Annotated in this window: 17 protein-coding genes; 9 read left to right on the plus strand and 8 right to left on the minus strand. The window is 47.1% G+C overall.

Going from position 1 to position 22,533, the window contains the following annotated elements:
• Nucleotides 1-183 precede the first annotated feature (183 nt).
• On the plus strand, nt 184-2,469 hold the full coding sequence (locus AC58QM_RS23445) for a helix-turn-helix domain-containing protein (RefSeq protein ID WP_497287274.1): 2,286 nt from the start codon (nt 184-186) through the stop codon (nt 2,467-2,469).
• A gap of 28 nt (nt 2,470-2,497) precedes the next feature.
• Here the strand turns inward: AC58QM_RS23445 and AC58QM_RS23450 are convergent, their stop codons facing one another.
• From AC58QM_RS23450 to AC58QM_RS23460, 3 genes are all read right to left on the minus strand, one after another.
• Nucleotides 2,498-4,279: an ABC transporter ATP-binding protein gene (locus AC58QM_RS23450; protein ID WP_497287439.1), complete on the minus strand. Its 1,782-nt coding sequence runs from the start codon at nt 4,277-4,279 to the stop codon at nt 2,498-2,500.
• Nucleotides 4,280-4,526: 247 nt separating this feature from the next.
• Nucleotides 4,527-4,922, minus strand: a complete 396-nt coding sequence (locus AC58QM_RS23455) for a VOC family protein (RefSeq protein WP_497287275.1) — start codon at nt 4,920-4,922, stop codon at nt 4,527-4,529.
• A gap of 2 nt (nt 4,923-4,924) precedes the next feature.
• Nucleotides 4,925-5,977, minus strand: coding sequence for a GGDEF domain-containing protein (locus AC58QM_RS23460; protein WP_497287276.1), 1,053 nt, complete (start codon nt 5,975-5,977; stop codon nt 4,925-4,927).
• A 193-nt stretch (nt 5,978-6,170) separates the two neighbouring features.
• On the opposite strand from AC58QM_RS23460, the gene AC58QM_RS23465 reads away from it, so the two are divergent.
• The 6 genes from AC58QM_RS23465 to AC58QM_RS23490 all read left to right on the plus strand — a co-directional run bounded on the left by AC58QM_RS23465 (nt 6,171) and on the right by AC58QM_RS23490 (nt 14,254).
• Complete coding sequence (locus tag AC58QM_RS23465) at nt 6,171-8,429, plus strand: helix-turn-helix domain-containing protein (RefSeq protein ID WP_497287277.1); 2,259 nt, start codon at nt 6,171-6,173, stop codon at nt 8,427-8,429.
• Nucleotides 8,430-8,666: 237 nt separating this feature from the next.
• Nucleotides 8,667-9,623, plus strand: a complete 957-nt coding sequence (locus AC58QM_RS23470; RefSeq protein ID WP_420794146.1) for an ABC transporter permease — start codon at nt 8,667-8,669, stop codon at nt 9,621-9,623.
• Nucleotides 9,624-9,640: 17 nt separating this feature from the next.
• On the plus strand, nt 9,641-10,519 hold the full coding sequence (locus tag AC58QM_RS23475; protein WP_173119701.1) for a carbohydrate ABC transporter permease: 879 nt from the start codon (nt 9,641-9,643) through the stop codon (nt 10,517-10,519).
• Between the two features lie 71 nt (nt 10,520-10,590).
• Nucleotides 10,591-12,123: an extracellular solute-binding protein gene (locus AC58QM_RS23480; RefSeq protein ID WP_497287278.1), complete on the plus strand. Its 1,533-nt coding sequence runs from the start codon at nt 10,591-10,593 to the stop codon at nt 12,121-12,123.
• A gap of 55 nt (nt 12,124-12,178) precedes the next feature.
• The gene (locus AC58QM_RS23485; RefSeq protein WP_497287279.1) at nt 12,179-12,904 is read left to right on the plus strand and encodes an SDR family NAD(P)-dependent oxidoreductase; all 726 of its coding nucleotides are present in this window, start codon (nt 12,179-12,181) and stop codon (nt 12,902-12,904) included.
• Between the two features lie 186 nt (nt 12,905-13,090).
• On the plus strand, nt 13,091-14,254 hold the full coding sequence (locus AC58QM_RS23490; RefSeq protein ID WP_497287280.1) for an iron-containing alcohol dehydrogenase: 1,164 nt from the start codon (nt 13,091-13,093) through the stop codon (nt 14,252-14,254).
• A gap of 68 nt (nt 14,255-14,322) precedes the next feature.
• On the opposite strand, the gene AC58QM_RS23495 is transcribed toward AC58QM_RS23490, so the two are convergent.
• From AC58QM_RS23495 to AC58QM_RS23515, 5 genes are all read right to left on the minus strand, one after another.
• Nucleotides 14,323-16,650: an ATP-dependent DNA helicase gene (locus AC58QM_RS23495; protein WP_497287281.1), complete on the minus strand. Its 2,328-nt coding sequence runs from the start codon at nt 16,648-16,650 to the stop codon at nt 14,323-14,325.
• 83 nt (nt 16,651-16,733) lie between these two features.
• Nucleotides 16,734-16,865: a hypothetical protein gene (locus AC58QM_RS23500; RefSeq protein WP_497287282.1), complete on the minus strand. Its 132-nt coding sequence runs from the start codon at nt 16,863-16,865 to the stop codon at nt 16,734-16,736.
• 548 nt (nt 16,866-17,413) lie between these two features.
• The gene (locus AC58QM_RS23505; protein ID WP_497287283.1) at nt 17,414-18,823 is read right to left on the minus strand and encodes a M23 family metallopeptidase; all 1,410 of its coding nucleotides are present in this window, start codon (nt 18,821-18,823) and stop codon (nt 17,414-17,416) included.
• A gap of 126 nt (nt 18,824-18,949) precedes the next feature.
• On the minus strand, nt 18,950-19,177 hold the full coding sequence (locus tag AC58QM_RS23510; RefSeq protein ID WP_028555205.1) for a cold-shock protein: 228 nt from the start codon (nt 19,175-19,177) through the stop codon (nt 18,950-18,952).
• 90 nt (nt 19,178-19,267) lie between these two features.
• Nucleotides 19,268-19,468 carry a cold-shock protein gene (locus tag AC58QM_RS23515; RefSeq protein ID WP_056622333.1) on the minus strand — a complete coding sequence of 67 codons (201 nt, stop codon included), beginning with the start codon at nt 19,466-19,468 and terminating at the stop codon, nt 19,268-19,270.
• 307 nt (nt 19,469-19,775) lie between these two features.
• On the opposite strand from AC58QM_RS23515, the gene AC58QM_RS23520 reads away from it, so the two are divergent.
• Both AC58QM_RS23520 and AC58QM_RS23525 read left to right on the plus strand, forming a co-directional pair.
• Nucleotides 19,776-21,887, plus strand: coding sequence for a multicopper oxidase family protein (locus AC58QM_RS23520; RefSeq protein WP_497287285.1), 2,112 nt, complete (start codon nt 19,776-19,778; stop codon nt 21,885-21,887).
• A 225-nt stretch (nt 21,888-22,112) separates the two neighbouring features.
• A complete protein-coding gene (locus AC58QM_RS23525) occupies nt 22,113-22,520 on the plus strand; it encodes a hypothetical protein (protein WP_497287286.1) in 408 nt (135 codons plus the stop codon).
• Nucleotides 22,521-22,533: the final 13 nt, after the last annotated feature.

The raw sequence follows: 22,533 nt of genomic DNA on the forward strand, positions 1-22,533 counted from the left end.
GACCATTGCCGTACCGGGTAAAATGCGCCACCAAAGCAGGTTTAGGAAAGGTGTCATTTTGCAAAAACGAGGATTTCGAGAAATGATTACTTCACTTCCGGCCAGGCTTCTATATAATGATTTTATTAAGATTGCTTATCAGCCTCAAAGATATGTTCACTAGTAGAAGGGAGTCATTCCACCATGCGGCTGCAACGTTCTAAGAAAGCTCAGACCCTCATCATGATGCTGCTTGTGGCTTCCATCTGTATGACAGTCATGGGATTTGTCGTGTACCGCGTGTCGACGAGCACCTTGACGGAAGAAGCGCAGGACGCTTACAAAGTATCCTTGCTGCGTACACAGGATCGGGTTGAAAGCTATTTTAAACAAATGGATCAAGCCGTTCTGCAGTTTGAAAAGCTGCCTGCCTTAGACACCTTTTCTAAACTAAATGGGCAGGATCAGAAGCTCGACCTGGTAACACTCCGAGATACAATCGTACGGATGTATTCCTCTATTGATGATGTGGACAACGTTGCCTTATATAGTGTTGGGGATAAAAAGCTCATCGGTACCAGCCAGCAAGTCACAGCCGCCCAGGAAGAATATACGGAGGTCATCGCGAAATTCGAAAGTCTCCGTGTGGAGAAGGCTTTTTTTACAATTCCGGTCAATCAATCTCCGACCAGCATCTATATCCGAAAGCTGCCAATCTTTCAGGAGGAGAAGACCGCTTATCTTCTGTTCCATATCAACCAGCGCTTTTTTGACCATATTTTAGGGACCTATGACAATGTGAAGGGGAATTATTTCATTCTCGATCAAGATGGTTCCCTGATGCAGAACCGCGGCAAACTTACGATGGAACAGCTCTTAGAGGGCTTGTCATCCTATCACCAAGGCGAGAGCTCTCTAACATCATCCGACCTGTTTATCACGCAATTGAAAGCCTCCTATAACGGGTGGGTATTTGGCTTCGCGATTCCGAAGGACGATTTTTTTACGAAAATGAATCGAATTCGCAATCTCGCCTTTCTCCTTGCTGGACTATTGCTTGCCGCTGCGGCTGTCGGAGCTTTTCTGACAACCAATCGCTTGTGGAAAGGCTGGAGCGAAATTGTAAAGCTGGTCAACGACTCCTCCAGTACGGCGGAGCGCAAGGACGCTGAACGGCATCCAGGGGAACAACGCGATGAATTTAGTGCGATTTACGAGAAAATGCATCAGATTAAAGAATCCCGCGACGAGTTAAAAGAACAGATTAATGAATGGCGGCCGGAGGTCCGCGACTTGTTCATCCGTAATATGCTGCGCAAAGGCTTGCGATCGCAAGAGGATCGGAGCCGACTGGAGCAATATCACATCCAAATGTATCAAGGTGCCTATAGTTGTTTTTGCATTGAAATCGACCAGTATAAGAGCATGAAGGATTTGTACACCGACGTCGATTTATATTATTTCCGATACGGCATTTCTAAGGTCATTAAAGAAGTCATAGAGGAACACGGCGCTGGTGTCGTCACTGAGCATGGAGATGGCCGATTTCTAGCCCTATTCTCCTTGGAGGAATCGGTCATTGTGGAGGCACAGCAGCAGTTCCATCACTACGCCGAAATCATGAGGGATTTCATTAAGCAATATTTCCCGTTTACCGTGTCGATTGGGATGAGCTTAGTGAGAAAAGATTATGCTTATTTAGGCATTGCTTCCGAAGAAGCGGAAGAGACACTCAAGCATAAGCTTGTCGCGGGGGCTAATGAAGTCATTCCCTTCGAAGCTTACCGACGGGAACCCGAAGCAGGAAATCTCGATGCTGAATCGCTTCCGGTATCGTTTCGCGAGTTGGAGAACGATATCATCTATGCGATTCAGGCTTGGGATGTCGAATTAGCTTATGCCTATGCGGATCGATTGAACATGCTGCAAGGGATCAAGACACTGAATTATCACTGGTTGAATAATAAACTTACAGAGATGATCCTATCTATTTACTGGACGATTAACAAAACCAAGCGTCACGCCTCCACAGAGCTGTTTATGAACAAATTAGCTCAGTTAGCTACACTAGAGGACTGGATTGCTTGCTTGAAGTCCGATGTCATCGCCCAGTTAATTGAGAGCCTTCAGCTCACGCATACTGAGCATATGCAGAGGGTCGCGCAGCAAACTTTAGCCTTTATTGAAGCCCATAACGAGGAAGATCCAAGGCTTGAAGATTTATGTAAAATAGCGAATGTGCCTGCTTCCATCATCAGACAAGCACTAAAGGAAGTACATGAAGCCACCTACTCCGATCTTGTGCTGATAAGTCGAATCGATAAGGCGCAGAACTGGCTGAAGCATACGGAAATGAACATTGAAGAGATCGCATCGCGGCTGCAATATAGTAACGCTCAGAACTTCTCTCGCATCTTTAAAAAGGTGGTCGGCATACCGCCAGGCCAGTATCGCAAGGAAATGAAAAACGAGCAGAGCGACTACGTATAGTCGTTCTGCTCGTTTCTTTCTCATTCCCCTATGCCATAGGAGAATGTTCCGCAATCAGCTGCTCTTGTATCTGCAACTGCTGCGTGGCAAATTCGCGATACATGTCATGCGACTCAATGAGCTCTTGATGCGTGCCGCGGCCTGTGACGACGCCTTTATCGAGGAACACGATCTGATCGGCGTCCACGACCGTGGATAACCGATGGGCAATGACTAACGTTGTACGTCCTTGCATCAAATTCTGCAGGGCTTGCTGAACGACGACCTCCGATTTGCTGTCCAAACTCGATGTTGCTTCGTCCAGCATAAGAATCTTCGGATCGCGCAGCAGCGCCCTAGCGATCGCAATCCGCTGACGTTGTCCGCCTGACAGCTTAATCCCGCGCTCGCCGACTTCCGTATCGTACTTATTCGGAAGCTCTTCAATGAAACCATCCGCATAGGCCATCTCGGAAGCCCGCTTCAGCGCCTCATCTGTCACATCATACTGCAAGCCATAGCAGATATTATCCCGAATTGTCCCTGCAATGAGCGGGCTTTCTTGAGACACATAGCCAATCTGACTGCGCCATGAGACTAACGAGTACTGACCGATACTTTCGTCACCTAACGAAATCTTGCCTTCCTGCTGCGAGTAAAACCGCTCGAGCAACGAGAACATCGTTGTCTTTCCGCTTCCGCTCGGACCTACAATTGCGGTAACTTTCCCCGCTTCCATCGTAAAGCTTACGTCCTTGAGTACCGATTCGCCCTCTTTATAACCAAACGATACGTTCTCGAAATTTAGTGATTGAGAAGCATCCTTGACTGGTAAGCCTGCGTGCGGATCTTCCTCTTCATGATCTAGTACCTTGAGAATAGTGTCCGTTGCACCCATCGCTTTCTGCGTTTGCGTAAAGAATTGTGTAATTTGCGTAATCGGCATCACAATTTGAAATAGATACAGCATGAAGGCTACCAACTGACCCGCAGATATCGCACCCGACGCTACACGTGTCCCGCCATATCCGAATAGGACGACGAACATCATCAGCATCACAAACATAATCAGCGGTGACATCAATGCTTGAATCTTGCCTTCTTTAAGTCCAAATTTGAACAACGTCTGAATCCCTGTGCTGCCTTCCTTGTACTCCACTGGTTCTGCATTAGCAGCTTTCACCAAGCGAATTTCTGATAAAACCCGATTCAACACAGACGTGAAGTTAGCTGTTTCGGCTTGCATGCCTTTAGAGATTTTGTACATTTGCATACCTAATGGAAAAAGGATAAGAAAAGCGATTGGGAATATGCTAAACATGATCAGCGTCATTTTCCAATCCATATACAAAAGCACAACAATCGACCCGATAATCGAGATGCTGCCTGTAATAAAGCCAGCCATATGCTCAGCGATAAGTCCTTTGATAATTGCAGTATCATTCGTCATACGGGAGATGGTATCGCCTGTTTGATGATTATCATAGTAGCGAACCGGCAGCACCAGCAGCTTCTTCCATAAGCGATCTCGTATTCCAGCTACTACGCGTTGACCTGAATAGTTGAGCAGGTACGTAGCAACGCCGGAAGCCACGGCTGACAAGATGAAGGCAAGCGCCATCCCGCTAATTTGCCACCAATTGAGGGAAGAGATCGAAAAGTTATCCACCACATTTTTCGTGAATAACGGGATCACCAGCGACACCAGCGTGGCAATCACGCTTAATCCTAATGCTATACTCAACAGCAGCTTAGGCGGATTCGCTCCCTTTAGTAGGCGGAGGAATCCCCGCCAATCGTTTTTTTGTTTCGGTTGTTCTCGTTTCGTCATTGCCATCTATTTCTACTCCTTTACCCGATCGGATGTCATACTATTTTTCTAAAAAATCTTCTCTAACACTGATATGATCATACTCCCCTAATTTAAACAGAATATAAACAGGGTCGAATCGGTCCTTAGGTGGAATGATAGCTCTAGAAGGCGGCATCTATGTCCGTTAGAATTAAAAAGGAAAAAGCCCCCTCACGAAAGCCGAACGGCTTCTCACGAGGGAGCTTTCTTCTACCTTTGAAGTTGTTTAGGCTTCTGTGGCCACTTGCCACATAACCCCATACCGATCCCGCACACGACCAAGCATCGTACCCCAGAACATGCGCTCAAATGGCATGATGACATCACCATCTTTTGCTAAACCGCTATAAATTGAAGCAGCCTCCTCCTCATGCCTGAAGGTGAGCGCCAAGTCCATACCCGTACCGCGATCATTCGCCTCCGCACCTGCATCAGCCATGAAGAAACGCAGGCCCAGCGCCTGTATTTCCAAATGCATGATGAGGTGTTTCTTCGACTCTTCCATCCCTGGTAGATCACCATAGGACTGAACATTAGTTATTTCCCCACCAAATACACCTGCATAAAAGTCTGCTTGTTCTCGCGCGTTGGCGCTATAAATATAAGGAGATAATGTTGCCATCCCTATTGCTTCATCCCTTCTTCACGACCCCATAGCAGCTGATCTTTGCCATGTGTCTTTGCTTCATATAGCAATGCATCGGCAGCCGCGACCAATTCCGATTTACCTTGTCCCTGATCACGGAGTGCCGCCCCGAAGCTCATCGTAACTTGAAAGGCAGCTTTGCCATGTTCAAATACTTTGGCTTTCAGTTTATCCATAAATACTTGGAATAGCTCTGTCGCCTTCTGCTGATTATTCGTATATAAAATGATCGCAAATTCTTCTCCGCCATAGCGGAAGGCACGGCCTTGTGTATTGGGAATCGACTCGCTCAATAAGCTTCCGATCTCCCTCAAAACCATATCCCCCGCTTGGTGTCCATAGCGATCATTGATCTGTTTAAAACAGTCAATATCCCCCATCATTAGCGTAATCGCATGTTTACCCGCAACCGCTTCTCTCATCTGTTCTTGAAAGCTTCGATGATTATAAAGTCCTGTTAAATAATCCTGCTTAGCTAAATTTTCAAAAATTCCCTTCTCCACAAAATGCTTTCGCTCCCTTGCTACAATGATGCCCCCAATGACACCAAACATAAGCAGAAAGGCAAAATTTAATAAGTGCCGGGGCAATTCAATGGGATCAAACCCACCATCCACCATCTCTACCACGAAGCAATAACCTAGAATAACCATACCTGTCGCCACCATGGCTCCCCGAAAGCTCCAATATAACGAAGCGTGAAGAATAACCAAGTAAGCAATGGGGAGAAGTGGACTATGTGTCCCGTCTGTGAAAGCAATAATGGCGATGAAAGAGAAATAATCCATAACGACGCCGATTCTCGTCATAAAGCGATAAAACCCAGATGCAATAGGGGTACGATGCAGAGCAATCTCTGTCGTTGTCATATAGAGCATAGCAACCCCTACTAAGCTGAGAAATAGAGTTAAGTTCTGCGAGGCGCTATAGTAATAGTTCAAATACAAATAGGAAGAAGCAATGAGAAGGAACCAACGGACACAGCTATATGCCATTTCTAAGATATGGTCGGACTTTCTAATCTTCACCATGCTGCAATCACATCCCTACCAGATGACATTCTCCCTACTGATTCTATAAATTGACTGAAATGTCCTTCTTATGGGCTTTTTCGCTATTCCTCGACATCGAGATGGAGTGGAAATTTTATCCTAAAAAGCATTTCCTGAATAGTCTCTGTATATGTTACAATGGGAGGCATTATATCAACGTACGGAGGAATCTATGCTCCCGCGATACTCTTTTTTCATAAAATTGATGATATTCACGACATTGGTTAGTACGATTCCCTTGCTATCACTGGGTATCTACTCTTTCTTCCAATCGACCTCGAAGGTTCAAACCAAAGTAAATGAAGCAAACGTTTTCATTTTGCAGCAGTCCCAGAACCGCGTCGAACAGATTCTTAAAGTCATTGATCAAGTATCCGGACGTTACGCGGAAACACCGTTAGTCGTTAATTCGGTGGCGAAGCGACTGGAAATTGAAGATTTTCAGGAGATTGATTTGCTCGTTAAAGGACTGTTAGGTGTACAAACGTATGAGCTAGGCGTGAAAGCTGTTGAATTGCATAGTCTTCAGAATAGCTGGTACATCAAAGACGGCGGCTTTTACTTTGGGACGGATAAGACCAAGGAAACTAGCAATGTGAACGTCGCTTATAATTCACGTTGGGTGCCGGATGTGGGTCCATCCTTCTCAGGTATTAAGCTAGTCAAGAGTATTCCATCTACTGGATCTGAACAGAAGGGCTATTTGTCCGTTCATGTGTCCAATTCGGAGCTGGCTAAACTGTTGACCGGCGGATTTTCGACGCGTGAGACCATGATTCTAGATGACAAAATGAATGTTATCATTGACAGTAATCCGAATAAGGCGGGTCAAAGTGTTCGATCCGAGGCTTGGTCACAGGAATTGCTGAATACGGGCAGCATGCAGGGCTATTTCAACAGTACGATGCAAGGTAAAGAGTATAGCGTGATCTATAATCAATCCAGATATAACAACTGGACCTATGTATCGATTATTCCTTTGGAAGAAGCAAAAAGGGAATCTGCCTCGATCGGCTGGGCTACATTAACAGCTTGTCTGCTTCTGCTTCTTTTTACAGCGCTGCTCGCCTATTGGGGGTCCAGACGGATGTCCGTTCCCATACGCAGCTTAGTGGAATTTACAATGCGTCACAGCAAGCCAGCTAATGGCGGAACGGTTGTGAAGGATGAATTACAGTGGGTTGGCACTCAATTCGCATCCCTGCATCAATCCAAGGAACAGCTGGAAGGTCAAATGAAGAGCCAATTCGGCCAGCTTGTTGATTATTTCATGTTAAAACTGTTCCAAGGTGAGATGCATCGCGGAGAGCTGCAGGAAAAAGCAAGCCAGTTTCATATTCCCGTTTGGCGGCGCTATGCGGTCATGGTTTTGCAGATTGATACCTTAGAGCACACGCGCTATAAGCCCGGTGAGCAGGACCTATTGTTGTTTGCGATCAACAATATCGCCTCAGAACTCATCCCGCATCCCCACCGCATTCACGCCATGCCGATTGGTAACTATCAGGTGACGCTGGTGGGCAGTGAAATGGACAATCATCGGGATTTGCTTAGTCAGTTGAGTGAATTTGCCGAGTCTGTGCAGAAGGCGGCGGCTGATTTTCTGGAGCTTAAAGTCAGCGTCGGGATCAGTCGCCCCTATGAAGCCATTGATGAAACGCCGCAAGCGTTTCTTGAAGCCAAAGAAGCGCTGCAATATCGGATTCGTCTCGGGGAGAAAGCCATTCTGCATCTAGATGACTTGAAGCCGCAGCAAGCGTCCCGTCACTATTATCCGCATCATCTCGTTTCCGAGCTAACACAGGCGATTGCCTTCTTGGAAAAGGACAAGGCTGGCGATCTGCTCCAGCAGTTCATTCAAGAGGTGCTCCGCGTAGAAACCGATCCTAACCTGTATCGCATCTCCTTTGCGATGCTGTTGACTGATCTAGCTCGCATTGTATATGAGATGGGGGATACCGGGGAGCTCTTCTCCCATGATCGACGTAATGAATATGAGCAGCTGTTCAGCCTCAAAACACCGCAAGAAATCGAAGGCTGGTTCAAATCACACATCATTCATCCGATGATTGAGCTCGTCCGCAAGCGGCATGAATCATCTGGCAAAAGCATTTCCCGCTCGGTCATGGATTTGGTCCATGAGTATTACGACAGTGACCTGACACTGGATCAGTGTGCCTTACGGATGAATTACAGCACACATTATATTCGCCGCATGTTCCGGAAAGAAACCGGGATGAACTTCAGTGATTATCTAGCCAGCTACCGCCATGACATGGCGACCAGCTGGCTCAGTGGAACGGAAATGAAAATCACAGAAATTGCTGAACGCTTGCGATACACGAATGCGCAAAACTTCATCCGCAACTTCCGAAAGCTGGAAGGCATGACACCTGGTCAGTACAGAGAGCTCAAAAAGACTTCTGAATAATCATTCCCTCATACGTTATAAGTAGACAAGAACCTGGCCACTCGCCAGGTTTTTTTGTGTTGTGGTGCAGCATGGAGTCCATTCCAAATGATTATGGCCGAGGTCGCTAATGATTATAAATGGCGTAATTACGCTTGTTTTCGGTCCGTCTTGCATGTGGAGCGCTGCTGATTATTGAAGGCAATTCTGGGCTTCGATATGCTAACGCTGTCAAACAATCAAGGAGGACGATGACTCGTGGAACTGACTTCCAAACCGTTACGATCAGATGCGGTTGCTAAGAGCAAGGCACGCCTCAGGTTAAACCGTCTGTTGAAAAACAAATGGCTGTATCTAATGGCGTTACCCGGTATGCTCTACTTCATTATTTTTCGCTACTTTCCAATGTGGGGGCTGTTAATTGCTTTCCAAGATTATCAACCAGCATTAGGGATGCTTCATAGCAAATGGGTGGGTCTAAAGCATTTTGAGCGCTTCTTTTTCGATGCCTCCTTCGCCATGTTATTTAAGAATACGATTATTATGGCTGTCTATAATTTGGTATTCTTCTTCCCGCTTCCCATTATCTTGGCCTTGTTATTAAACGAAATTCGCCGAGAAGTCTTTAAACGAACGATCCAAACGATTGTGTATATTCCCCATTTTGTATCATGGGTCGTAGTCGTGGGTATTTCCTACATCTTCTTTACAACAGAAGGCGGCATTGTGAATGATGTGCTAGCCTCCATCGGACTTCCCAAAATCGAATTCCTTATTTCCAGTGAGTGGTTCCGAACGATGATCATTTCGCAGGTCATTTGGAAAGAAACCGGTTGGGGAACCATCATCTTTCTCGCCGCATTAGCAGGTGTTGACCCTCAATTATATGAGGCAGCGAAAATTGATGGGGCCGGACGTTTCCGGCAGTTGTGGCACATCACGCTTCCAGCTATACGAAGTGTCATCGTGATTCTGTTTATTTTGCGACTAGGTTCATTCCTGGATACAGGCTTTGAACAAATCTTCCTCATGCTGAACGCCATGAACCGCGACGTAGGCGAGGTATTTGATACGTATGTCTACAATGTCGGTATTCAGCAAGGTCAGTTCAGCTATAGCACAGCCGTCGGCTTATTCAAATCCATTATCGGACTGGCGTTGGTCGTTGGTGCTAACCGGATGGCCAAAAAAATGGGCGAAAGCGGTCTGTATTAAGGAGGGAATTCAGCAAAATGATCAATAAGAGCTTAGGCAGCCGCATCTTTGACGGCTTCAATTATACTTTTTTAACCGTATTCGCCTTAATTACCTTACTTCCGTTTATCTACATTGTATCCGTCTCGTTCGCAGAGCCAGCAGAAGTACTCAAACGCGGTTTTATCCTGTTCCCAACCTCTTTCTCCTTGGAAGGGTATCGCTATATTTTCTCCACACACATCATCGTCAACAGCTTATTCGTTACCATCGGAATCACGGTTGTCGGGACGTTCATTAATCTGCTGTTCACCACGCTGCTCGCTTATCCGCTATCTCGACAGGATTTCGCCGGCAGAAAACTCTTCATGATGATGATTGTATTCACGATGCTGTTCCACGGCGGTATTCTACCTACATTTCTGGTTGTTAAATCGCTTGGGATGCTCAACAGCTACTGGTCCCTGCTCATCCCGAATGCGATCAGTGCATTCAATTTAATCGTCGTCGTTAGCTTTTTTAGACAATTGCCTGAAGGACTGGAGGAAGCGGCGAAGATTGATGGCTGCAGTGACGTAGGACTGCTCTTCCGTATCGTTTTACCCTTATCAGCACCGGTTCTGGCTACCTTCGCCTTATTCTATTCCGTTGGACACTGGAACACCTTCTTCAACGCCATTTTGTACATCAACGATTCCAAAATGTGGCCCATCCAGGTCTGGCTAAGGCAAATCGTCATCCTATCACAAGGCGGAATCGGTGACTCTACGCAGTTCGATCAGAACTACATCGCACCTCCGTCCCAAATCATTAAAATGGCGGTCATTGTCATTTCCACGGTGCCAATTTTGATCGTGTATCCATTTCTGCAAAAGCATTTTGCCAAAGGTGTCATGCTCGGTTCTGTGAAAGGTTGAAAAGGCTCCCGAAAGCTATTGTGATTGGGATGCATTCATATACAATAAGAATATGGGGAGGCAATACCACGATGAGAACACATGCAGGAATGAGAAAAGCCGGAATTGCAACGATGGGTATGATGGTAGGCGCTGCTGCACTGCTTACTGGCTGTGGAAACGACGCAAGTCCTGCAACAGGAGGCACGAGTACAAGCGCAGCAAGTTCACCTGCCACCAAAGAGCCGCTGAAACTGAGTGTCATGACCCTCATGTATGCCGAGCCGCCGAAAGCGGACAGTGAAGTTCAGAAGCAGATCGAAGCCTACACGAATACCAAATTGGACATCTCCTGGGTCCCCAACTCCTCCTACAAGGAAAAGGTGAATGTCACGATTGCTTCTGGTGAGCTGCCAAAGGCGCTGCTTGTACAGAACAATAAGGATTCCAATATTTTGAGCGCTGTACGTGCGGGTGTATTCTGGGAAGTTGGCCCTTACTTGAAGGACTATCCGAATCTATCGAAAATGAACCCCTCTGTCTTCGACAATATTAAAGTGGACGGCAAAATATACGGCTTGTATCGGGCACGCGATTTAGCGACGTACGGCGTTATTTTCCGCAGCGACTGGTTGAAAAATGTCGGGCTCAGTGCACCGAAAACCATAGATGATTTGTACAATGTATTTAAAGCGTTCACATTAAACGACCCGGATAAGAACGGCAAAGCAGATACCGTTGGCTTAACCGAAGAGAAAACCATGGACGGGTTTGGTGTCATAGCTTCGATCATGGGCGCACCGAACAGCTGGGAAGTGAAAGACGGCAAATTAAGCCCGGATTTCTTAGCGCCAGAGTATTTTGAAGCGATGAAATTTTATAAAAAGTTGTATGATGAAAAGTTGATTAAACAAGACTTTCCTGTGCTGAATAACCAACAGAAGAAGGATGATATCAACCAAGGTAAGGCTGGGGCCGTTATCTCCAATTTAATTGACGGAGCCGCTTATCAGGCAACGCTTGCTAAATCCTTCCCGGGCTCCGATGTCGACGTTGTAAGTCGCATTCAAGGTCCTAAGGGCGAAAGACTGCCTGGCGGCGTAGGCTATAACAGTGTGTTCATGTTCCCGAAATCAAGTGTGAAAACAGAGGCCGAATTGAAACAAATCCTTGGCTTCTACGACAAGCTTTCCGATCAGAAGATGCTGGATTTGCTTGGCTGGGGAATTGAAGGCAAACATTATAAGACCGAAGACAGCAAGCCGGTATTTATTGATCAAAAGTTGCAAGACACCGAAGTAGGCTCCAGCTACCTGCAATTACAGATCGCCAAATATACAGCCAAAACAACAGGTAAAGAAACACCTTTGATGGAGAAATACGGAAAAATGATCAAAGAAAACGAAACGATTGCGGTTAACAATCCGACGAACCCGCTCGTGTCCGAAACGCAAACAACGAAAGGCACGGAATTGAAGCCGATCATTGACGATGCTCGCACGAAATTTATCCTTGGCAAGCTGGATGAAGCAGGTTGGAAGCAAGCGATTGACCAATGGAGAAAAGCAGGGGGCGACAAAGTCATCGAAGAATTCAGTGCGCAATACGCCAAGAACGGTAAATAAGTTCAGAACAAGAGGGGCAAATTTACCTCTCTTTTCTTTAGAGGAGAGAGTCGAGATGACAGTTCAGCGATCCGTATGTATTTCCGGCACAGACAGAGGCATCGGTTTGGCACTCGTGAAGAATTATCTCTTGGACGGGTATACCGTTTTTGCCGGTGGTATTTCGACAAAGAATGACGCATTAGCTCAGCTTAGCACCCTATTTCCAGATCACCTACATACGTCCTTCCTAGATGTAGGTAGTGACGAGAGTGTGAAGGAGTTCGCCGCGTTCATCGCAAGCAAGACCGACAAACTTGACCTGCTCATTAACAATGCGGCCATTCTCGGAGATATGAAGCAATCCATAGTGGATGTTATCGATTTCGATGAGATTCAGCGGGTATATAATATCACGGCCATCGGTGCTATCCGCTTAACGAACTTTTTAATTGAACCGATCATGCATGGAGGCCAGCTCATCGTGAATATTTCATCAGAAGCAGGCAGCATTCGGAAAAGCCATCGAGAGTCATGGTTCGGGTACAGCATGGCGAAAACAGCGTTAAATATGGGATCAACCATTATACACACTACGATTCGCAAACAAGGCGGACGTGTTCTTTTGGTACACCCTGGCTGGGTAAAGAGTGCGATGAACGGGACTTGGAGTGATACAGGTACCTATACACCAGAAGAGGCTGCAGACAATATCAGGCATACTATTAGGCTTTATCGTGATCAAATTCGTGAACAACCGCTTTATCTAGCTGCCGATACGGGCGAAGAATTGCCTTGGTAGGCGTATTTCAGGCTACTTAAGGGCAGTTTAAAAGGAGCGTTTAAGGCATCACGGAGGTGTGCGACTTGGTTAGAAAAACGTACACTTCGTGAGTTCGCACCGCTCGCTAGTTTTGTATTTGTCTGATGGTTACTATACAATAGTAAGAGGGAATCATTCCCTAGTTATGTTCGAGGAGGTATGATCATGAATAATTTCACATTCCATAATCCAACTACCCTACATTTCGGTCAAGGACAATTAGACAAACTAACGACCGAAGTACCGAAGTATGGGAAAAATATTTTGCTTGTCTATGGTGGAGGCAGCATCAAAGCCAATGGTCTCTATGACAAAGTCGTTACCCTCTTGCAAGGTCTCGATGCAACCATCGTAGAACTTAGCGGTGTTGAGCCTAATCCGCGATTAACGACTGTGCACCGTGGCGTAGCCCTGTGCCGTAGTAACAACATCGACCTCATCCTTGCAGTAGGCGGCGGCAGCGTTATTGACTGTGCCAAAGCTATCGCAGTTGGCGCCAAGTTCGATGGCGACTTCTGGGATATCGCAACCCGCAAAGCAGCAGCCACAGGTGCGCTTCCGTTAGCAACCGTGCTGACCATTGCGGCTACTGGGTCTGAAATGAACTCTGGTTCCGTTATTACCAATTGGGAGACCCAAGATAAACTTGGCTGGGGAAGTCCATTTTCATTCCCGAAATTCTCAATTCTCGACCCTGCTCATACGACATCCTTGCCTGAAAACCAAACTGTGTACGGCATGGTCGATATTATGTCTCACGTCTTTGAGCAATACTTCCATCATGGCACGAATTCCCCTATACAGGACGGGTTCAGCGAAACGATTTTGCGCACGGTTATCGACACAGCCCTACTCTTGTTGCAGGATCTGAACAATCTAGAGCACCGCGCAACCATTCTGTACAGCGGTACGATGGCATTGAACGGAACTCTAAGCATGGGAATTCGCGGGGATTGGGCGACACATAATCTGGAGCATGCGGTTTCCGCTGTCCATGATATCCCGCACGGCGGTGGCTTGGCCATCCTCTTCCCGAACTGGATGACCCACACCCTCGAGTCCAACGTGGGACGCTACAAACAGTTCGCACAGCGTGTCTTCGGCATTGATGCCGCAGGCAAATCCGACAAGCAAGTTGCTGAGGAAGGCATCGCGGCATTGCGGGCGTTCTTCACCAGTATCGGCGCACCTAGCCGACTGGCTGACTACAACATCGATGACTCCACGATTGAGCTTATGGCCGATAAAGCCATGATTTACGGCGATTTCGGTAACTTCCAGAAGCTGACTCGCGCCGATGTCGTGAAGATTTATCAGATGTCGCTATAAGCATAGCGAGCATGAAGAAGCCGCACTCCAAGGTCAACCTTGGGAGTGCGGCTTTTTATTTTATGATTCTAGCGCTGCACAGGCAGCACCTTATAGTCGCGCCACTCTTCTGGCAGCAGACGCTGATAACGCGGCTGCAGGTAGCGATCGTCGATCAGCAGCAGTACGCCCTGATCCGTTTCGGAGCGGATTAACCGTCCACCAGCCTGCTGGACTTTGTTCATGCCGGGGTAGACATAGGCGTAGTCGTAGCCGTTTTTGCCTGTACCCTCCATATACTCCTTGATCAGGTTGCGTTCCGGTCCTAACTGCGGCAAACCAACGCCCACAACGACGACACCCGTTAAGCGATCGCCAACGAGGTCGATGCCCTCGGAGAAGATGCCGCCCATCACTGCAAAACCCACTAAAGTCTGTTCTGCTCCTGCCTGAAACGCCGATAGAAAGTGCTCCCGCTCTTCCTCTGTCATTTTGGCCTGCTGAACGATTACGTTGAGCTGAGACTCATCTGCCTCTTCGCCTACAAGATCCGTGAAAGCCTCGTACACACTACTCATATACGCATACGAAGGGAAAAACACGAAATAATTACCCGCTCGTCCCGTGACTAGCTCATAGATTGAACGAGCAATCTGCGTACGACTGTGTTCCCGATCTTGGTAACGGGTCGAAAGCGGCTGCACGAAAACCTCCAGCTGCTCCTTAGCAAAAGGCGACGGCACCGTTACCGAATAATCGTCCTCTCCTGCCCCTAACGTGTCCATGAAATAGGACAAGGGGGATAGCGTCGCCGAGAAAAACACATGCGCCCGATACCCTTTTCCCATTTGCCGCAGCAGATGAGAGGGATCTAGACAAACGAGCTTCACGCTGACCTCGTTCCGATCATTGACAGCTAGCGTGACATATCGCTCGTCGTATAGCTTGGAAATGCGCACGAAATTTTGCGCACCAAAATACGCATCTAAGAGTACCGCACTCACAGCGTTACCACCAGCTGATCTTGCTAACCCCTTTTCAGCCTCCGATATAAATGCCTCCACATGCACCAATAAAGATTCCGGCATCGCCGACTCCACCATCATCTCGCGATCCCCAATCTGCTTGCGGAGCGCAATAAAATATGTGTTAATCGCCTTCGCCGCGTCATGCACCTCTTTAAGAACACCCTTGTACTCCCGCTGCAATATAAGGAAAACCGATTTATGAAGCTCACTTGCATACATTTCCCGTGCTCGATCTACCAGATTGTGTGCCTCATCAATGAGCAAGGCTGTTTTGCGCTTTTGCTCCTCAAACAGCCTTTTCAAATTCACACGCGGGTCAAAAATATAGTTATAATCACAAATCACCGCATCCGCCGCATAGGCCACGTCCAACGAAAACTCAAATGGGCACACCCGATGTTTCTGCGCATACGTCTCAATGACAGTACGCGTCATCACGGTTTCTTGCTTGAGCAGATCCAGCACCGCCCCATTCACCCGATCATAGTAACCATTCGCGAACTCACAGTGCGCTGGCGTACACCGGACCTCGTCCTTCAAACACACTTTTTCCTTTGCCGTTAGCGTAACCACATGCAGGTGCAAGCCTTTGTCCTGTAAATGGTAAAAAGCTTCCTCAGCTGCCGTACGCGTTATCGTCTTCGCCGTCAAATAGAAAAAACGCTGAAGCAACCCTTCCCCCATCGCTTTCACTGACGGAAAAAGCGTCGACATCGTCTTTCCAATCCCTGTCGGTGCCTTAGCAAATAACTTGTGCTCATCCTGGATGGTTTTGTACACTGCCCCAACCAGTTTACGCTGACCTTCTCGGTACTGTGGAAAAGGGAAGGGCAGCTCTTTGATGCTCAGATTTCTGCGCTGCTCATGGTCAAACTTCACTTGCGCATACGGATAGTAAGCCTGAATGACCTCATGCACAAACTGCTCCAGCTCTTCGTAAGTGGCTTCCCTCACAAAATGCCGAGTCTCCTCCGTATCCACCTGCGTATACGTAAGCCGCACACCCATATGGTTAAGCCGACGATCATGGGCCACCATGTACGCATAGCACATCGCCTGTGCCCAGTGCACAGGATAGGAATTCTCCTCTATTAGGGCAATATCCGAAGACGTTGATTTGATCTCATCCACCGTTAGCGCATGGCTATCTGGCTGGACAAGCAGCCCATCACAGCGTCCATCTATTTTAAATAAAAGCCCCTCATACGCGATCTCCGCAGAAACATATACTTCATGTTCATCGGATTCTCCATATTGCTTTTGCAGCCTCTGATGCGCCTTCGTGCCATCTCTCAGTGCCTTACTTGACCGAAATTCCGTATCAATACTACCACTGCTAAACACATATTCCACAAGCGAACGAACCGATATCTGAACAAGAGGTAGCATGCCACGTCTCCATTATTAGAACATTTGTTCCTTATTATACCATGTGTAAAGATGAAACACTACTTATCGCTTCTTTTACTCCTTCACTGCCCTTTCCTTCTTGTGGCTTGCTTCATCTCTATCTCTATCTCTATCTCTATCTCTATCTCTATCTCTATCTCTATCTCTATCTCTATCTCCATCCTCCAAGCACCAAGCTCCACACCATACTTCATACTACATGCTCCATGCTATACTACATACTTCATACTACATATTCCATGCTATACTCCATCCTTCATGCTCCATGCTCCATGCTATACTCCATCCTTCATGCTCCATCTCACACATACTCCAACCTGCTCCCCGCTCCCCCCCTCTTGCCATCTCGATAATATAACTGGATTTTGTACAGCTAATTTCGTCTCTCTAATCTCAATTCAGCATAATAACTGGAAAATATCCATCTAAATCTGAGCATACTGAAGAAAACATTCAAAAACCGCCGAATTAACTGCATATTTTACATCTAAACGTAAATTTCGGTAGATTACAGGTAAATTAGCTGCATTTTTTCCATTTATTTAAGTGTGCAAAGGATGTGGATGGAGGGGAGTGCACTATGGATGAGTGGGTGAAGAGTGTGTGGTACGGAAGAGTATCGATAGATCAATGAGTGGCGATGGTACCTCCAAACTCCAACCCCCACAAGCCAAAAACCCCTTCCACGGTGAGCCTAGCTCATACGCAGAAGGGGATGTCTTGTTGATGGCTTACTTCACGATCATTTCACCCACTGAAACGGGGTTGTATTAAAAAATAAGTCCGGATTAGCCTGAATATTATGCGCCCAAAATGTAAAGTGCAGATGCGGCCCTGTCGAGAACCCCGTCGTGCCGACAAGCCCTATAATGTCGCCTTGCTTGACGCGGTCGCCCGTTTTCACACGCAGCTCAGAGAGATGCGCGTACTGCGAGAACAGCCCCATCCCATGGTCGAGATAGATGGAATTACCGGTCAAATACAGCGATTCGGCTAGCGCCACGATCCCATCGTTCGTTGCCTTGATCGGTGTGCCTTCTTTGGCGGCCAGATCAAGGGCCATATGCGCGCTGTCGTATTTCCCGTTCACATAACGGGTGTACCCATACGGCGTGGTCAAAATCCCCTCGATCGGCTTCACGAATGGTCCGCGGAACAAAAAGGTTGGCTCCGACTTGCTGCGCGCTAGATCAATCTTCTTCTGATCGGCATTGATGCGCGCCGTATCTTGTTTCATGCTTTCCATTTGCTCCGTAACCTTCAAATACTGCGTCTCGAACTTCTTCGCCTTGATGGTCAGCGTCTGATCACCAAGCGGATATGTGCCTACTTTGACACTCATCGGGATTGGCAGATAAGTGAAGTACCCCGCCTCATAAGGCTGAAGCGTATACGTCTTTCCCTGCCAACTAATGCTGCCTGGCTCCTTATGACGCACAAGCACGATATCACCGGGTGAAGCCTGCTCCGGTATTAGCTTCCAGCTCGATCCAATGACCGCCTTTGCGCCCGCTTCATCTATATATAAAGAAGCCTCGGATTTGAGCTTGGCCAGATGCGTTTTCTCACCCAACATAATCGCCTTAGCGTCTTCCGTCATGCCATCTATCCACGTCTGTCCGCCATCCACGGTGAGCACGAGCGGGCTTTTGCTATTCGTTGTACTAGGTAAAAGAGCCCACCCAACCTTCGGCGTCACGAACTGCGACTGCTTCACATCAAAAACAGTCCCGTTCAGCGTAACGATATCTACACGCTTTTGAACTGTTGCTGCTCCCGGCACGGCCGGTGTCCCTTCAGCTTCTAAGCTTAACAGTTTGGCAATGGTGTCAATTCCCATCGCGTCTGCCCCGCCATCCACGGTTGGAGCTTCCGTCGCCACAGCTTCCTTCCAATGCGCGCCGCCATCCGAAGTTTGAGCCATCCCGTCCGCATACTTCACCCAGCCGCGATCGAAATCAAACATCCGAAACTCCAAAGCTTCACGCGGTGTTGGCGTTGGCACTGGGGTTGCAGCTACCTTGTCAGGTACATTCGTTTTCAGTGTAGCAGATGATCCAAAAGGGTTTTTCCCGATAAGAATCACCGCACATGCCGCAAGGATGCAAGCGCCGACCAGCAGTGGCCACTGACGCTTTTTTCTTGGTCTCACAGATGTTTCTACCTCCTTGAATGACGACGGGTTGTCCAGCTGCGCAACGCCTGCGTCTTCTGATTTTGCTCTTCTCATGGTAACACAAAAAACCCGAAGACAGCTATGCCTCCGGGTTTTACGACGCTATATTTGTACGCCCTTTTTGAGCGTTTTCTGATCACTATTCGTGTTATTAACTAATGGAAGTAACTTGACACTTCGAATCATTGTGGACTGACACAAATGACATGTCGGCACGTGATCGAATGCAAAATTATCTCGCATCCAGCCTTTACAGCCTTCATTTTCACAAGACCATACCGTCACATTTTCTAGAGGCATCTCTTCAAGCGACTTTTTTCTGGAATACATGGATAAACCTCCTTAGAGTACTAAGCGTCAGCTAGCTTTAAATTGAAAAAGACTGCCATTACTTAAGTAAAGGCAGTCTTTTTAATTATATTACAGTTTTACAACGTTTTCTGCTTGTGGTCCGCGGTTACCTTGAACTACGCTGAATTCAACGGATTGACCTTCGTCCAAAGTTTTGAAACCTTCACCTTGGATTGCGGAGAAGTGAACGAATACATCGTTGCCGCCTTCAACTTCGATGAAACCGAAACCTTTTTCTGCGTTAAACCATTTTACTGTACCAGTAGCCATTGTGAAATACCTCCAAAAATTATTAACATGTTTTTTATTCTTCAAAGAGAAAAAATTCACACATTGTATAAGGTTCACTAACAAAAATGAAAACCCTTTACAATATGTGAATTCAGGTTCTATTTGTCGATTGAATTTATCATAACACACCACTTATGAAAACGCAAACTATTTCCAGAGTTTACAAGTATAAAATCTAAAATGAGCTCCCCAACTTTAGTCTAGGATACCTCTTGGTCTCCAGACGGTTTGAGGCAGGAAGGAGGCGAACTATACTTGTTGTATAGAGTTTAGGAGGGTTTTGAGCATGTATAACGCAAGTATTCAAACGATATTAGCAGCAAGTGTTTTATTCGTCATTTTCACGTGGATCGGAGGCGTCAAAGCGTCCCGATTATTGTACAGCGGCAGCTTAGAGAGGCTGCAACGCAAAACACGCAAGCTTTTATTCTGGGCATGGTTTCCCATTCTTCCTGCAGGAGCAATTGCAGCTGCCATCGGCTGGTTGCAGGTGAACATGGACCCGATTTTTTGGAAAGACCGCATCTTCTTGCAAGCTCCATTAGTCGTTGTTCCTCTCCTGAGCATATGGTTCGTGGCCGTTCCTAAGCTGTTGAAGCTTCGTTCACTTACCAAGCAAAGCTTGGCAGAGAGTGGAATCGCAATCGAACCTGCCATGTTTCATAGAGCGGCTAGTCTTGGCATCATTTTTCCTTATCAATTAACTGCGCTTAGCGCTATAACTTCTCTGTATTTCTCTTTGGTACCGTCGGTTCCATTCCAATGGGTAGGGACGGCCGTTCCTCTCGCTATTCTTGTTATCCTTGCAGCTGGAATGTGGTTGCGGCATGACCTTCGGTCCAAGCAGGTACGTAAAGCTGACAACTATCAAGCACCGCGCATTTGGAGACGCATTGGTACCATGATAGGCGTGCTCGTCGTGATCGCAGGAATTGGCTTTTATTTGTTTACTTTTGCATTGAATAAAAGTGTACTCCCAGCCGAGATTGATATGGCCAGCGGAACGCATGATTACGGCGGTGGAGCAGCTGGAGAGCATGCCCATCATGATATGACCGCAATGGCAGGCATGGTGTCTGTCACCGACCTGACAGGTCCTAAAGAGGGGACGCCAGATCGCCGTTTTACACTCGTAGCACAAAAAAAGACAACAACACTCAGCTCAGGCAAAACCGTCGATGCTTGGACTTACAACGGACAAATCCCAGGGCCTGAGCTTCGCATGAAGGAAGGCGAGCTCATCGAGGTCACATTAACGAACAAAGATATCGATGTTGGCGTTACGGCTCATTGGCATGGACTAGATGTACCCAACGCAGAAGATGGTGTTGCCGGCGCCACGCAAAATGCGGTAATGCCTGGTGAGACTTACACTTATCGCTTCCGCGCTGAGCAAGTAGGCAGCTTCTGGTACCATTCGCATCAGGATTCCCAAGAGGCGGTCAGTAAAGGCCTTTTCGGAGCGTTAATCGTGGAGCCGCAGGAAGCAGCACAAGTCAGCAACACAACAGTTACTTCTACACAGCCGCTAAAAGATATTACGGTGCTGACTCACCGTTGGAAAGGTGCGCTCGCAATCGGTGCCAATGATCAACTTGACCGTCAGTCCGTATCACCAGGGACACCTGTACGCATGCGTCTCATTAACACTGATGACTGGGTAGATCAGGTGTATACATTAGTTGGAACGCCTTTTCAGGTGGCTGCGATTGATGGAACGGACTTAAATAAGCCAGATCTTTTAACGAATACGAATGTCATGGTTCCTACTGGCGGTCGCTATGATCTTACCTTCATTATGCCGGAACATCCGGTTTATTTAGATGTGCAAGGAAGCAAAAACGGAGGCATTCTGCTTTCTCCCGATGGCCAAGGGGAACTTCCTGTACTCCCGCAAACTGTCCGATTTGATCCGCTAATTTATGGTTCGCCTAAGGAAACACCTTTTAACGCTGATAGTAAATTTGCGAGAGATTTTACACTCATTTTAGATAATAAACTTGGCTTCTTTAATGGTACGTTTAATTTCCTCTATACATTGAACGGAAAAGTGTTCCCAGATGCCCCGATGTTCATGGTGAAAGAAGGGGATTTGGTCAAAACAACGATCATCAATCGCGGAAATGTCGAGCATCCGATGCATTTGCATGGCCATCATGTCCTTGTTCTTTCACGCAATGGTAAACCTTCCACAGGCAGTCCGTGGTGGTCAGATACGCTTGATTTACAGCCAGGTGAGACGTATGAAATCGCGTTTATCGCGAATAATCCAGGCTTATGGATGGATCATTGCCACAATCTTACGCATGCCGCTGATGGGATGTCGATGCATTTGATGTATGAAGGGGTGACGACGCCATTTTCCGTCGGAAGCGGTACACAGAATCATCCGGAATAACCTGAGCATGGAGGAACTATACACATGACAGAAGATCTATTTGGGGCCGCGGGTTTTAGTTCCTTTGGTCTCCTTTTTTTAGGGTCTATCCTCGCATATTTGAGCAGTCGATTGGCCCTACAGCTCAGGATACAAACAGCTGCGGCGCAGGTCTTTAGGTCTACTTACCCTCATCCTGCTAAGTGAGGTACTTGCCCTTACCAAAGCGGTCATCATGCTGACCTTATGGCCGACAGGATGGCCAGCCATGCAGGTACTTATTGGTACCATTCTCATCAGCAATCGTATGTGGGTGCTGGGAAAGGACTATTCGGTTCTTCCATTGTAGAGCCAGCTTTACCTATCTCTGATACCAAGACAAAAGAACTAGACACCCCGATTATGGCACACACATATTCAACCCTAGATGGCGACTCGAACACGATAACTTTTGGCGCGTCGGATACACAGAAAATCCAGCAGATTTCGTCGTGTACACCGGTTCGCTTACGTCTTATTAATGCAGACAATTCACCACTGACATTCCTATTAGCAGGAACGCCTTTTCAAGTGGCCGCCATAGACGGCACGAGCCTTCATGGGCCTACAGATCTAGTAAAAAAGATCTTCTCCTCGCAGCAGGAGGCGTTATGACATAACTTTTACG

Source organism: Paenibacillus sp. J22P165, from assembly GCF_059692015.1.